The sequence below is a fragment of the Pseudomonas syringae genome (genome assembly GCF_021605415.1).
GTDB lineage: Bacteria > Pseudomonadota > Gammaproteobacteria > Pseudomonadales > Pseudomonadaceae > Aquipseudomonas > Aquipseudomonas syringae_S.
In genome coordinates this window covers 15,380-28,827 of sequence record NZ_WKEQ01000017.1, presented here as the reverse complement: position 1 = coordinate 28,827, position 13,448 = coordinate 15,380, and the positions used below count along the sequence as shown (strand labels likewise).

General features: G+C 59.6%; 12 protein-coding genes. 6 read left to right on the top strand and 6 right to left on the bottom strand.

The features are described 5' to 3' along the window. Positions 1–81: 81 nt before the first annotated feature. From sixA to GIW69_RS14050, 3 genes are read right to left on the bottom strand one after another with little or no spacing between them, the layout of a single operon-like run. Positions 82–534, bottom strand: a complete 453-nt coding sequence (sixA, locus tag GIW69_RS14060; protein ID WP_236483281.1) for a phosphohistidine phosphatase SixA — start codon at positions 532–534, stop codon at positions 82–84. Further along, positions 531–878, bottom strand: coding sequence for a DUF4389 domain-containing protein (locus tag GIW69_RS14055; RefSeq protein WP_236483280.1), 348 nt, complete (start codon positions 876–878; stop codon positions 531–533). Before GIW69_RS14055 ends, sixA begins: the two co-directional genes overlap by 4 nt. An 18-nt stretch (positions 879–896) precedes the next feature. Next, on the bottom strand, positions 897–1,922 hold the full coding sequence (locus GIW69_RS14050; protein ID WP_236483279.1) for an NAD(P)H-dependent glycerol-3-phosphate dehydrogenase: 1,026 nt from the start codon (positions 1,920–1,922) through the stop codon (positions 897–899). A gap of 196 nt (positions 1,923–2,118) precedes the next feature. On the opposite strand from GIW69_RS14050, the gene GIW69_RS14045 reads away from it, so the two are divergent. From GIW69_RS14045 to GIW69_RS14020, 6 genes are all read left to right on the top strand, one after another. Further along, entirely contained in the window at positions 2,119–4,242 is a 2,124-nt protein-coding gene (locus GIW69_RS14045; protein WP_236483278.1) for a TonB-dependent receptor domain-containing protein, read from the top strand. Position 4,243: 1 nt separating this feature from the next. Next, complete coding sequence (locus tag GIW69_RS14040; protein ID WP_236483277.1) at positions 4,244–5,176, top strand: ABC transporter substrate-binding protein; 933 nt, start codon at positions 4,244–4,246, stop codon at positions 5,174–5,176. After that, the gene (locus GIW69_RS14035) at positions 5,173–7,077 is read left to right on the top strand and encodes an ATP-binding protein (protein WP_236483276.1); all 1,905 of its coding nucleotides are present in this window, start codon (positions 5,173–5,175) and stop codon (positions 7,075–7,077) included. Before GIW69_RS14040 ends, GIW69_RS14035 begins: the two co-directional genes overlap by 4 nt. A 247-nt stretch (positions 7,078–7,324) precedes the next feature. After that, positions 7,325–7,840 (top strand): 3-hydroxyacyl-[acyl-carrier-protein] dehydratase FabA, encoded by a 516-nt coding sequence (gene fabA, locus GIW69_RS14030; RefSeq protein WP_003227150.1) that lies wholly within the window; start codon positions 7,325–7,327, stop codon positions 7,838–7,840. Between the two features lie 11 nt (positions 7,841–7,851). Then, complete coding sequence (gene fabB, locus GIW69_RS14025; protein ID WP_236483275.1) at positions 7,852–9,072, top strand: beta-ketoacyl-ACP synthase I; 1,221 nt, start codon at positions 7,852–7,854, stop codon at positions 9,070–9,072. Between the two features lie 388 nt (positions 9,073–9,460). After that, complete coding sequence (locus tag GIW69_RS14020) at positions 9,461–9,649, top strand: hypothetical protein (protein WP_236483274.1); 189 nt, start codon at positions 9,461–9,463, stop codon at positions 9,647–9,649. A gap of 70 nt (positions 9,650–9,719) precedes the next feature. Here GIW69_RS14020 and GIW69_RS14015 read toward each other — a convergent pair whose 3' ends face one another. The 3 genes from GIW69_RS14015 to relA form a co-directional block, all read right to left on the bottom strand. Further along, positions 9,720–10,262 carry a DUF2058 domain-containing protein gene (locus GIW69_RS14015; RefSeq protein ID WP_236483273.1) on the bottom strand — a complete coding sequence of 181 codons (543 nt, stop codon included), beginning with the start codon at positions 10,260–10,262 and terminating at the stop codon, positions 9,720–9,722. 28 nt (positions 10,263–10,290) lie between these two features. Beyond that, the gene (gene mazG / locus GIW69_RS14010; protein ID WP_236483272.1) at positions 10,291–11,124 is read right to left on the bottom strand and encodes a nucleoside triphosphate pyrophosphohydrolase; all 834 of its coding nucleotides are present in this window, start codon (positions 11,122–11,124) and stop codon (positions 10,291–10,293) included. A 68-nt stretch (positions 11,125–11,192) separates the two neighbouring features. Beyond that, positions 11,193–13,436 carry a GTP diphosphokinase gene (gene relA, locus GIW69_RS14005; protein ID WP_236483271.1) on the bottom strand — a complete coding sequence of 748 codons (2,244 nt, stop codon included), beginning with the start codon at positions 13,434–13,436 and terminating at the stop codon, positions 11,193–11,195. Between the last annotated feature and the right edge of the window lie 12 nt (positions 13,437–13,448).

Genomic DNA, 13,448 nt, shown 5'->3' with positions numbered 1-13,448 from the left:
TGGTTGAGTTTTTAACAAGAAGAAACAAGATCAAAAGATCGCAGCCACAGCAGCGCCTACAGGGGGACTGGCATACCCGACTCAAGGATGTTTGAGGCTATTAAGCCGCATGGCCCCCACCACCAACTCATCCCCCTCAACTTCCGCCAATCCGGCCGTAGAAACCCTCACCGGCGGAAAACCCAGGCCATGCTGCAAGTAACTCAACAGATTCCCGACCAGAGGATTATGACTGACCAACAAAACATCGCTGACCGCGACCAATTGCTCAGCCACCTTGTCCGGATCAACTTCAGGCGTCAGCCAATCAACCGTACGAATTTCAGGTTCAAAGCCCAACGCCTCACGCACCAGTTGCGCCGTCTGCTGAGCACGCAGATAAGGACTGGAATAAATCGCCGTCAATGGCTGCCCAACCAGCTCGGTCGCTGTACTCAACACTTCATTGCAACCCTGAGCCGTCAACTCCCGCTCAGGATCAGGCTTGGAACCATGAGGCACCGCCTCACCATGTCGCAATACCCAGATTTTCATAGTTTGGGCTCCTCATCACGAACCGGATGCGGTGCTGGCGCGACAGCATGCGGCGCCTCACCTTCCGGTGTCCGCGGCGCCGGCCAATCGGCGAACGGCCAGGGTTTCTGGTCGCTGTGGAAACTGCCGAAACGGCCGATCTGCGCCAGAAACTGACTCAGGCTGTCGCCGAAATTCATCAGTCCCGCGTTCGGCGCGCCATAGATCAAACGATAGATCAATTGCACCAGCACGACGGCGCCGAGAATGAATTGCGCCACCTGCCAGACCATCAGGTAAACAACCATCCATAAGACCCGCAACAGGATCGACTCGTATCGGGTTTCATTCTTTGGATCGTTCATGGCTCGCTCCCTGCTCAATCAGTTAAAACCACTGGTGGAAATAAAGTCGACATCGGTTTTCGGCTCGCCACGCATCAACAGACCAATAACCTGCTCAAGCGTGCGCCCCTCGAACAAAATCGCGTGCAGTCCGGCGACCAGCGGCATGTAGACGCCGACTTCCTGGGATTTAGCCTTGAGTACCTTCAAAGTGTTGACCCCTTCGGCGACTTCGCCAAGGCGCGACACCGCTTCATCGAGACTCAAACCCTGACCGAGGGCAAAGCCGACCTGATAGTTGCGGCTCTTCGGCGACGAACAGGTGACGATCAAATCGCCGACACCGGCCAGGCCAAGGAAGGTCATCGGGTTGGCGCCCTGGTTCACTGCAAACCGGGTCATCTCGGCCAAGGCCCGGGTGATCAACATACTCTTGGTGTTCTCGCCCATTTCCAGCGCTACCGCCATGCCGGCAATGATCGCGTAAACGTTCTTCAACGCCCCGCCCAATTCGACACCAAACCGGTCCGCGCTGGCATAGACGCGGAACGTGCGGCCATGCAGCGCGGCCTGCACTTGCGTGCAGAGGTCTTCGTCTTCACTGGCGACCACCGTGGCGGTCAGTGCGTGTTCGGCGATTTCCCGGGCCAGATTCGGCCCGGACAGCACGCCGATGCGTGCCTTGGGGGCGATGTCTTCGAGGATCTGGCTCATCAATTTGAAGGTCTTGGCTTCGATGCCTTTGGTCAGACTCACCAGCATCTTGCCGCTCAAGCGCTCGGCGTGGCTGGCCAGCACCGAACGCAACGCGCTGGAGGGCAAGGCGACAAAGCACAAATCGCAGGCATCCAGCGTCGCTTGCAGGTCGGTGACGGCGGTCACGCCTGGCAAAATCTTGATGCCTTTGAGGTAACGCGGGTTTTCGCGATTGACCCGGATGGCCTCAGCCTGCTCGGGGTCACGCATCCACTGCCGGACTTGATGGCCGTTCTCGGCCAGAAGATTGGCCACGGCGGTGCCGAAACTTCCGCCTCCCAGGACGGCAATCGGGCGCTGTTCAGTCATATGCAATCCGTTAATCCATACCAGTGGCGATGCCGGCATTATACGGAGCGTCCCGGTCACGGACAGCCCCTGCGTCAATTACCGACACCTGTAGGAAGAAGACCAATAAAACCGAGGAAAATGCCCATAACGTGACTGGAAAACTCGCAGCCGTCGGTTAACATGCGCGCCAACTTATCGCTATCCAGGCTGTGTCGTGTCTCTCGCCCCGCCCTCCCCGCGTTCGCCCCTGCTGCTGGCCTTGCTGTTCAGCCCGGCATTGCAGGCGGACGACCTGTTTCTCGACAGTGAAACCCTGCCGCCGGTGCTGACGGCTACGCGCCTGAAACAGACGCCGGCGCAGGTGCCGGGAAGCATGACTGTGCTGGATAACGAACTGATCGGTGCCAGCGGCGCCCGCGACATCAGCGAGTTGCTGCGTCTGGTGCCGGGTATGATGGTCGGCAACATCAGCGGCAATCAGGCGGCGGTGAATTACCACGGCACCAACGCTACCGAAGCGCGGCGCATGCAGGTGCTGATCGATGGGCGCTCGGTGTACCGCGCAGGCCTGGCCACGGTGGACTGGAGCGACATTCCCGTCGCGATGGAAGACATCGAGCGTATCGAGGTTTTTCGCGGCCCGAACACGGTGAGCTACGGCGCCAACGCACTGATGGCGGTGGTCAACATCATCACGCGCAACCCGGCGGAGAGTCACGGCACGCGGCTGAAAGTCACCCGTGGCCAGCGCGGGATCAATGATTTTTATGCCAGCCAAAGCACCGGATGGAGCAGCGGCGATCTGCGCCTCTCGTTGTCCGGTCAGGAAGATGACGGCTTTGACAGCGACCGCACCGGTGCCGACTACCGCGACAGCCGCCGATTGAATCGACTCGGTCTCGCCGTCAGCCAGACGCTCAGCGACAACCAGAGCCTCGACTGGCAACTGAACGCCAAGGACGGCAGCAACCAGCGTCCCTACACTTACCGTCCGGTGTTTTCCGGGATTACCGCTGCCGGGAACAATTCCGACGTGATCGCCAAGGATTACGCCGGATCGGTGCGCTGGAACCTCGACATCAATCCCGATCACAGCCTTTATGTTCAAGGTTCCGCGCAACACTGGGATCGTCAGCAGACCTGGCGCGCCTGCGATGCCGAGTTGTCGTTCAGTCCGCAGTTGGCCGAACTCTGGCAACTTGACCCGAACTACACCGAGCGGCTGGCGCGCAACATCACCCGCTTCACTGGCCCTGGAGCGCCCCCCGGGCCCCCGCAACAAATGGCGCTGGCCAATCAGGCCCTTGATCAGTGGCGCAACGGCGCCAGTCAGACGCTGTGCGGTGACATCGACCAGAGCGCCCGGGAGTCGCGTTACGACGTCGAAATGCAGGACACCCTCAGCCTGTCCGACAGCCTTCGACTGGTCAGTGGCGTCAACTACCGTTACGACCGGGCCCATTCCGAAACGTACTTTAATGGCACCCTCGACGACACGTCCTGGCGCACCTTCGGCCAGCTCGAATGGCGTGCCAGCGAGCGTTGGTTGTTGCAGGGCGGCGCGATGTTTGAAGATACCCGTCTGATCGGCAGTTCGCTGACGCCACGCATTGCCGTCAACTACCTGATCAACCCGCGCCACGGCTTGCGCGCGGTGTACTCCGAGGCGATCCGTTCGCCGGACATGTTTGAGAACAACGTCAACTGGAGCTACAACGTCACTCATTTGCGGCCGCTTGCCTATGGCCAGTCTTCCGCCCGTTATTTCGTCAAGACCCGCGGCCCCGGCGACCTCGACCAGGAACATATGCGCTCGCGCGAACTGGGCTACAACGGTTTTTTCACCGAAGTCGGGCTGGCGGTCGACATCAAGCTGTTCTACGACGAAATCACCGGAATGATCAGCGAGCCGTTACGCAACAATCAGTACATCGCCAGCAATGCCAACAGTGCCCGCTTTCGCGGCACGGAAACGCAACTGGACTGGCGCCTGAGCCGGGCCGACCGCTTGCGCCTGACCTACGCGTACGTCGATGCGCAGGCGAGCAATCCGCTGGATCAACAATTCACTTCGCGCAACAGCGGCTCGACCGGTTGGCTGCGCGACTGGGGCAAAGGCTGGAGCAGCGCCCTCTTCTATTACGGCGACAACGCCCTCAATGGCTACCGCTTTGAACGGGTCGACACACGCATCGCCAAACGCATTGCGCTGGGCACGGCCCGACTGGAATTGGCTGGCGTCCTGCAACAGCGCCTCGACCAGCAACCGACCACCTTCGTCGACAACCATTACGACGAGCGCCGCGTGCTGTATTTCAGCGCTGGCCTGGAACTCTAGGATGGGTTACGGCCTGTTACGGAAAACGCCGACGGTTGGCCAATGGCTGGCCGGCCTGTTTCTGTTCCTGACGGCCTGGCTGCACGGCGTGGGCGTGCAGGCCGCCGACATCCTGCTGACCAGCGCCGAAGAAAGCCCCGGTGTGCAGTCCTTCGTCCAGGCCCTGAGTGAATTGCGCCCTGCCGACCATGTACGATTCCAACCGCTGGCCAGCCTGCCGGCGCCGGGCAAACTGCCGTCGAATTTGCGTCTGATCCTGCTCGACATGCCAAGCCTGGACTGGCGCCTGCAAGACGCGCAAGGGCCGGCGACCCTGGTGTTGCGCATCAGTCGACTGCAAGGGCAGCAGCGCTTTGGAACCCAACTGCCGCCGCGCCTCAGTCTGTTGTGGAGTGACCCGCCGCTGAACCGACAGCTGCAACTGATCCGGCACATTTTGCCGCAAGCTCAGCGGGTCGGCGTTTTGTTCGACCAGCACAGCGAATTCCTCATTAAAGAGCTGCACCTGGCGGCGCAACCGCTGAGCCTGGACATTGTCAGTGAGCGCTGGGACAACATCCGCGACAGCCGTCCGCTGCAAAATCTGCTGAAAAACAGCGACGTATTGCTGGGCCTCGACGACCCGGATCTGTACAACCCGAAAACCGCGAAAAACTTGCTGTTGAGCAGTTATTCACGGCAACTGGCGTTGATCGGACCGAACGCTGCGTTCGTCCGCGCCGGCAGCCTGGCCAGCACTTATAGCGATCAGCAAGACTGGCTGGCGGAACTCGACGGGCTGCTCGACCGCCCACCCGCTGAGTGGCCGCGCACGCTCTATCCCTCACGTTTCAAAGTTTCAAGTAATACGCAAGTGGCTCGCTCCCTGGGGATCGAGTCGATGAACGAAGCGTTGGTCGCCCGACAGTTGGCCGAAGGAGAACGCCGCCCATGATTTTCCGTCGTCGTTGGGACATCAATACCCGCACCCAACTCATCAGCCTCGGGCCCGCGCTGCTGCTGACGCTGCTGCTGATCAGCTTTTTTACTTTCGTGCGCATTCAGGATTTGCGTCAAGAGCTCAACCACACTGGCCAATTGATTGCCAACCAACTGGCGCCGGCAGCCGAATACGGCGTGATTTCCGGCAACAACGACGTGTTGGAAAGCCTGCTCAAGGCAACGCTGGCCACGCCGAATGTGCGTTTTCTCGAAGTGCAGGACAGCACCAACCGGATCCTGGTGTACGTCGAACAGCCCACTTCCATCGAAAGCCATCCACATCAGGTTGAAGTGTTTCAGGCACCGGTGCGCTTGCAGCGCATCGCTCTCAACAATGATTTTTTCCAGGAGTCCCACGTCAGTACCGGCGCCGTCGGTGAGGACTATCTGGGCCGGGTGATTGTCGGCCTGTCCAACGACGCGTTCAGCCAACGCCAGCAGGGCATTGTGCTCAAGGCCGGGATTCTTGCGCTGTTCGCCCTGCTGTTCACCTTTGTATTGGCCCGACGGCTGGCCGGCAGTCTGGCGCAACCGATCCGCGATATCGGCGTTGCAGTGAAGGCGATTCAGGACGGCGATTATAAAACCCCACTGCCGATTGTCGACGACACCGAACTGGGGGCGCTGTCGCAGCACATCAACAACCTCGCCCAGGCACTGGAGCAAGCCAGCCGCGAGCAGCATCAGGCCATGGCGCAGCTGATCCAGACCCGCGAAGAAGCGGAAAAGGCCAACAACGCCAAATCGGATTTCCTGGCGATGATGAGCCATGAACTGCGCACGCCAATGAACGGCGTACTGGGCATGCTGCAATTGCTCGAAACCACCGACATGACTGAGGAACAGATCGAATACGCAGCGCTGGCGTCGGAATCCACCGAGCACTTGCTCAAGGTCATCAACGATATTCTCGATTTTTCGCGCATCGAACGTTCGGAGCTTGAACTGGAGCACATCCCGTTCAATCTCGCCGACGTGATTGGAACTTGCGCGCAGTCGTTCCAGCACAGCGCAGCGCAACGCGGCCTGGCACTTCAACTGCGAATTCCCGATGACATGCGCCGCTTGCAAGTGAAGGGTGACCCGACGCGGATTCGGCAGATCCTGGTCAATCTGGTCGGGAACGCGTTGAAGTTCACCGAACAGGGGCGAGTCAGCATCGAAGCGCAATGGCAGTCGCTGGATCACGAACTGTTGTGGTTCACCTGCTCGGTGCGCGACAGCGGCATCGGTATTTCGTCTGAAAGCCTTGAGTTGATGTTCAACGCGTTCCAGCAGGCCGACAGTTCCATTTCGAGACGGTACGGCGGCACCGGTCTCGGTTTGCCAATTGCTCGAACGCTGGCCGAGCGCATGGGCGGTACGTTGCGCGCGCAGAGTGAGGAAGGTCGGGGATCGGTCTTCACGCTTGAAATTCCATTGGCCCTGAATAAGGAGCAATTGCCGGCCATGGCGGCGCCGCGTGTTGCGAATGGCGACGGCCCGGGTGAGGGACGTCATGTGTTGCTGGTGGAAGACAATCCGGTCAATCAAACGGTTATCGAAGCCATGCTGCGCAGTCTGGGCTTCACGGTGAGTGTCGCCACCGATGGTGCGCAAGCAGTGAGCAGCGCTGCCAATCGCGAATTCGAGGCGATCCTGATGGACTGCCGCCTGCCGATCATCGACGGCTACGAAGCGACCCGACAGATTCGTCAGTTGCCCGAGCGCATGAACGTGCCGATCATCGCGTTGACCGCCAACGCCTTACAGGGCGACCGCGAGACCTGTCTGTCGGCGGGTATGAACGATTATCTGGCCAAGCCGTTCAAACGTCATGACCTACAGCAGATTCTGCAGCGCTGGGTGCAGTAATGAAGGCCTTTCGACCATCTGTGACTGGCATGAAAAGCGAAAGTGCGGCAGTCTTAGGCACCCGAACGAGCCTCAAAAGAGGCTTGATTAAAAATTTCAGTGCACAAGTGTACTTTCATGTCCTTGGCGCTGTGACTTTCACCACAACGCAATAGTCTATGAGTAGGCTGCCGGTACGAGGCGTGTACGCATCGATCGGCCGGGAAGATTTGCCCCACCTGCCGCATGGGATTATTGAGGAGCTCGCATGACCAAACAAAACGCCTTTACCCGGGAAGACCTGCTGCGCTGCAGTCGCGGTGAGCTGTTCGGCCCAGGTAACGCGCAACTGCCCGCCCCGAACATGCTGATGGTGGATCGCATCACCCTGATCAGCGAAGAAGGCGGCAAGTACGGCAAAGGTGAATTGGTCGCCGAGCTGGATATCAATCCAGACCTGTGGTTCTTCGCTTGCCACTTCGAAGGCGACCCGGTAATGCCCGGCTGCCTGGGCCTTGATGCCATGTGGCAACTGGTCGGCTTCTTCCTGGGCTGGCAGGGTCTTCCGGGCCGTGGCCGTGCACTGGGTTCGGGCGAAGTGAAATTCTTCGGTCAAGTGCTGCCGACCGCCAAGAAAGTCACTTACAACATTCATATCAAGCGCGTCCTCAAGGGCAAGCTGAACCTGGCCATCGCCGACGGTTCGGTCACTGTCGACGGTCGCGAAATCTACACCGCCGAAGGCCTTCGCGTCGGCGTGTTCACCTCCACTGACAACTTCTAAGGGTTATCCGCATGCGCCGCGTCGTTATCACTGGTCTGGGCATCGTTTCGTGCCTGGGCAATGACAAAGAGACCGTCTCCGCTAACCTGCGTGCAAGCCGCCCTGGCATCCGGTTCAACCCGGAATATGCCGAAATGGGTCTGCGTAGCCAGGTTTCCGGCTCCATCGACCTCAACCTTGAAGAACTGATCGATCGCAAGATCTATCGCTTCGTCGGCCACGCAGCGGCTTATGCCTACCTGGCCATGAAAGACGCGATCACTGACTCGGGCCTGACCGAAGAGCAAGTGTCCAACCCGCGCACTGGCCTGATCGCCGGTTCCGGCGGCGCCTCGACGCTGAACCAGATGGAAGCGCTGGACATCCTGCGCGAAAAAGGCGTCAAGCGCGTCGGCCCATACCGCGTAACGCGGACCATGAGCAGCACCGTTTCCGCTTGCCTGGCCACTCCGTTCAAGATCAAGGGCCTGAACTACTCCATCGCATCTGCCTGCGCCACCAGTGCTCACTGCATCGGTACGGCCATGGAACAGATCCAGATGGGCAAGCAGGACATCGTTTTCGCCGGTGGCGGTGAAGAAGAACACTGGAGCCAGTCGTTCCTGTTCGACGCCATGGGCGCGCTGTCCAGCAAACGTAACGAGACCCCGCTGGAAGCCTCCCGCGCCTACGACAAAGACCGTGACGGTTTCGTCATTGCTGGCGGTGGCGGCATGGTCGTGGTTGAAGAGCTGGAACACGCTCTGGCCCGTGGCGCGAAAATCTACGCGGAAATCGTTGGTTACGGCGCGACGTCCGACGGCTACGACATGGTGGCCCCGAGTGGTGAAGGCGCGATCCGCTGCATGCAGCAGGCGCTGTCCACCGTCGACACCCCGATCGACTACCTGAACACCCATGGCACTTCGACTCCGGTCGGCGACGTCGCGGAAATGAAAGGTGTACGTGAAGTGTTCGGCGACAAGGCTCCGGCCATCAGCTCCACCAAGAGCCTGTCGGGTCACTCCCTGGGCGCCGCCGGCGTTCACGAAGCGATCTACTGCATGCTGATGATGGAAGGCAACTTCATTGCCGGTTCGGCCAACATCGACGAGCTTGATCCGGAAGTGGCCGATATGCCGATCCTGACCAAGACTCGCGAGAACGCGACCATCAACACCGTGATGAGCAACAGCTTCGGCTTCGGTGGCACCAACGCCACCCTGGTCATGAAGCGTTGGGAAGGCAAGTAATTCCCCGCTGCTGAGCAACACGCGAAAACGCCCCGACTGGTTCGGGGCGTTTTTTTTCGCCTGAAGAAAACTCCAGCCTGACAAAAACTGTGGGAGCTGGCTTGCCAGCGATGACGTCAGCACAGCCTGCATCTATGTGGCCTGACACTCCGCAATCGCTGGCAAGCCAGCTCCCACAGGGGTTTACGCATGCCCTTAAAATGAAACTTCTGTCATGAAACTTACTGACCTGCGACCGAATGTCGCGGATTACGCGGGCTGCAGCACTGTTGCAAAAAACGCAACAACACCTTGCGCAAATCAAGCATTTACCTAGCAAGCTAACCAAACTTATAAAAGAGTCCTGCACACGCCTTGCTGCAGATAACTTGAGATTTGGAGCTAGCAGATGACTGTAAAAGTAACTGAACGCGACGATTCACACATGTCCCACGAAGGCGTAGCCGCCGGTGTCCGAATCTGGGACGTGCACCAACAAGACTTGCTGGTCGGGATGTTCCACAACGAGATCGACGCTCACAATTACAAGGCCGAACTGGAAGTACTTGAGCAACAACGTGACGCCCGCTCTGCCTGAATCAAACACACAGCATTGAAAACGACAAACCCCGCCATGAGCGGGGTTTGTCGTTACAGCGTCCGGGCGTTTACCACATCAGATCGTCAGGGATCTGGTAGGCCGCGTACGGATCGTCCTCGGTGCTGACCTCTTCGGTCTTCACATTGAGCTGCACGATGCGTTGCGGATCGCGCTCCTGGATTTTCAGGGCCGCTTCACGAGGAATCACTTCGTAACCACCGGCATGGTGAACGATCGCCAGCGAACCGCTGCTGAGCTTGTTGCGCATCAACGTGTTGACCGAGATCCGCTTGACCTTCTTGTCATCGACGAAATTGTAGTAGTCCTCGGTGGTCAGCTTCGGCAGACGCGAGACTTCGATCAATTGCTTGACCTGCGCTGCGCGCGCCTTGGCTTCAGCCTTCTCTTTCTGCTGACGGTTCAGTTCCTGGTCGCGCTTGACCTTTTCGGCCTGGGCCTCCTGGGCGGCACGCTGCTGGGAGTCGTCCAGTTCAGCCTGCCCCTTGTGGGCCAGGCGCTGTTGTTTCTGTTTGTCTTTGCTGACCTGCTTGGCCTGCTTCTGGTTGACCAGCCCTGCTTTAAGCAACTGGTCGCGAAGGGAAATGCTCATGGTGCTTATTTCTCACTTAGGCAACTGCTCAACCGCAGCTGGGCAAATTCTTTTCCTGGCGTTTGGCTTCACCCCACAGGGCGTCCAACTCTTCGAGGGTGCAATCTTCCATGGGACGACGGGTGTCGCGCAATGCCTGTTCGATAAATCGGAAGCGTCGTTCGAACTTGCCGTTGGCGCTGCGCAGAGCCGTTTCCGGATCAACCTTCAGATGCCGGGCCAGATTGACCACGGAAAACAGCAGGTCACCCATCTCGTCGGCCACCGCCGCCGGATCATTTTCGGACATCGCTTCGAGCACCTCATCGAGCTCTTCGCGCACCTTGTCCAGCACCGGCAGAGCATCCGGCCAGTCGAAACCGACCTGCCCTGCACGCTTCTGTAACTTGGCGGCACGGGACAGCGCCGGCAGCGCGGCGGGCACATCATCGAGCAACGACAATTGCTGCGGCTCGGCGGATTTCTCGGCGCGTTCTTCAGCCTTGATCTCCTCCCAGCGCTGCTTGACCTGTTCTTCATTGAGGCGCGGCACGTCCAGCGGCGCGTACAGATCGCCGGCAGGAAATACGTGCGGGTGACGGCGAATCAGTTTGCGCGTGATGCTGTCGATGACCCCGGCGAATTCGAAACGCCCTTCTTCCCGGGCCAACTGGCTGTAATAGACGACCTGAAACAATAGATCGCCCAGCTCGCCCTGCAAGTGATCGAAATCGCCACGCTCGATGGCGTCGGCGACTTCGTACGCTTCTTCAAGGGTGTGCGGGACGATGGTCGCGTAGGTTTGCTTGATGTCCCATGGGCAGCCGAACTGCGGGTCGCGCAGGCGGTTCATGAGGTGCAGCAGGTCTTCCAGTGAATACATCTGTCAGTTCTCTACAAGAACCTGTGGGAGCTGGCTTGCCAGCTCCCACAGTAGATCGAGGGGCATCTTCATGGGGTGCGGTTGCGCCGCGTCTCGATGATGTTCGGCAATTGCGAGATTCGCCCCAGCAACCGCCCCAACGCGTCCAGACCCGGGATCTCGATGGTCAGGGACATCAGCGCCGTGTTGTCTTCCTTGTTCGAGCGGGTGTTGACCGCGAGCACGTTGATCCGCTCGTTGAGCAGCACCTGCGAGACATCGCGCAGCAGTCCGGAACGGTCGTACGCACGGATGATGATGTCCACCGGATACGTGAGCACCGGCACCGGCCCCCAACTGACCTGGATGATCCGCTCCGGCTCGCGACCGCCCAGTTGCAGCACCGAAGCGCAGTCCTGACGGTGGATGCTGACCCCGCGACCCTGGGTGATGTAACCGACAATTGCATCGCCCGGCAACGGCTGGCAACAACCGGCCATTTGCGTCATCAGGTTGCCGACGCCCTGAATCTGAATGTCGCCGCGCTTGCCCGGTTTGTAACCGGTGGCTTTGCGCGGGATCAGTTCCAACTGCTCATTGCCGCGTTCCGGCTCGACCAGTTGCTGCGCCAGGTTGACCAGGTGCGCCTGACGCAAATCGCCGGCACCGAGGGCGGCGAACATGTCTTCGGCGGTTTTCATGTTGGCCTTGTCGGCCAGCTTGTCGAAATCCACCGCCGGCAGACCGAGGCGATTGAGCTCGCGTTCGAGCAAGGTTTTACCCGCCGCGACGTTCTGGTCACGGGCCTGCAATTTGAACCAGTGAACAATCTTCGCCCGCGCCCGGGACGTAGTCACGTAGCCCAGGTTGGCGTTCAGCCAGTCGCGGCTCGGGGTGCCGTGCTTGCTGGTGATGATCTCGACCTGTTCACCGGTTTGCAGGCTGTAGTTGAGCGGGACGATGCGCCCGTTGATCTTCGCGCCACGGCAGTTGTGGCCGATCTCGGTGTGCACACGATAGGCGAAGTCCAGCGGCGTCGAGCCTTTGGGCAAGTCGATCGCGTGACCGTCGGGGGTGAAGATATAGACCCGATCCGGCTCGATATCGACGCGCAACTGTTCGGCCAGACCACCGATGTCACCCAGCTCTTCGTGCCACTCAAGCACCTGACGCAGCCAGGAGATTTTTTCTTCGTAGTGGTTCGAACCGGATTTGACGTCGGTGCCCTTGTAGCGCCAATGCGCGCAGACGCCGAGCTCGGCTTCTTCGTGCATCGAATGGGTGCGGATTTGCACCTCAAGCACTTTGCCTTCCGGCCCGATCACGGCGGTGTGCAGCGAGCGGTAGCCGTTCTCTTTCGGGTTGGCGATGTAGTCGTCGAATTCTTTCGGGATGTGCCGCCACAGCGTGTGAACGATGCCGAGCGCGGTATAGCAGTCGCGCATTTCCGGCACCAGCACACGTACCGCGCGCACGTCGTAGATCTGACTGAACTCCAGACCCTTGCGCTGCATTTTGCGCCAGATCGAATAGATGTGTTTGGCGCGGCCGCTGATGTCGGCATCGACACCGGTAGCCTGCAGTTCGTCCTTGAGCTGGGTCATCACATCGCTGATGAAGCGCTCGCGATCCAGCCGTCGCTCATGGAGCAACTTGGCGATCTGCTTGTATTGGTCGGGTTCGAGGTAACGGAAGGACAAATCCTCCAGTTCCCACTTGATGTGGCCGATGCCGAGTCGGTGGGCAAGCGGCGCGTAGATGTCAAAGACTTCCCGGGCGACACGGTTGCGTTTCTCGTCGTCAGCGGTTTTCACCGCGCGGATCGCGCAGGTGCGCTCGGCAAGTTTGATCAATGCGACGCGCACGTCGTCGACCATCGCCACGAGCATCTTGCGCAGGTTTTCGACCTGCCCCTGAGTGCCCAGCACCAACGATTGGCGGGGACTGAGGCTGGCGCTGATCGCCGCCATCCGCAGCACGCCGTCGATCAGTTTGCCGACCACCGGCCCGAAGCGTTGACTGACCGCCGCCAGTTCGATCTGGCCTTCGCGTACGCCGCGATACAGCACGGCGGCGACCAGCGAGTCCTGGTCGAGTTTCAGGTCGGCAAGGATCTCGGCGATCTCGAGGCCAGTGCTGAAACTGCCGGAGCCTTCGGCCCACAAATTCTTCGCTGCGTTGGATTGTTGCTCGGCCTGGCGAGCGAACTCGCAGGCATCTTTCAAGGCTTCGCGATCCAGTGCCAGATCGACACTGACCGCATGATCGAGCCAGGCCTCGAGGTTGATACTGCCGTCAGTGTTGATCGGCTGGTGTGCTCTCACCTGTACCATGTTGCTTTACCT

Excerpts from the sequence above, each read along its gene's own strand:
- GIW69_RS14040 (WP_236483277.1), top strand. The coding sequence starts at position 4,244 with ATGGGTTACGGCCTGTTACGGAAAACGCCGACGGTTGGCCAATGGCTG.
- GIW69_RS14020 (WP_236483274.1), top strand. The coding sequence starts at position 9,461 with ATGACTGTAAAAGTAACTGAACGCGACGATTCACACATGTCCCACGAA.
- fabA (WP_003227150.1), top strand. The coding sequence starts at position 7,325 with ATGACCAAACAAAACGCCTTTACCCGGGAAGACCTGCTGCGCTGCAGT.
- GIW69_RS14055 (WP_236483280.1), bottom strand. The coding sequence starts at position 878 with ATGAACGATCCAAAGAATGAAACCCGATACGAGTCGATCCTGTTGCGG.
- fabB (WP_236483275.1), top strand. The coding sequence starts at position 7,852 with ATGCGCCGCGTCGTTATCACTGGTCTGGGCATCGTTTCGTGCCTGGGC.
- sixA (WP_236483281.1), bottom strand. The coding sequence starts at position 534 with ATGAAAATCTGGGTATTGCGACATGGTGAGGCGGTGCCTCATGGTTCC.
- GIW69_RS14035 (WP_236483276.1), top strand. The coding sequence starts at position 5,173 with ATGATTTTCCGTCGTCGTTGGGACATCAATACCCGCACCCAACTCATC.
- mazG (WP_236483272.1), bottom strand. The coding sequence starts at position 11,124 with ATGTATTCACTGGAAGACCTGCTGCACCTCATGAACCGCCTGCGCGAC.
- GIW69_RS14015 (WP_236483273.1), bottom strand. The coding sequence starts at position 10,262 with ATGAGCATTTCCCTTCGCGACCAGTTGCTTAAAGCAGGGCTGGTCAAC.
- GIW69_RS14050 (WP_236483279.1), bottom strand. The coding sequence starts at position 1,922 with ATGACTGAACAGCGCCCGATTGCCGTCCTGGGAGGCGGAAGTTTCGGC.
- relA (WP_236483271.1), bottom strand. The coding sequence starts at position 13,436 with ATGGTACAGGTGAGAGCACACCAGCCGATCAACACTGACGGCAGTATC.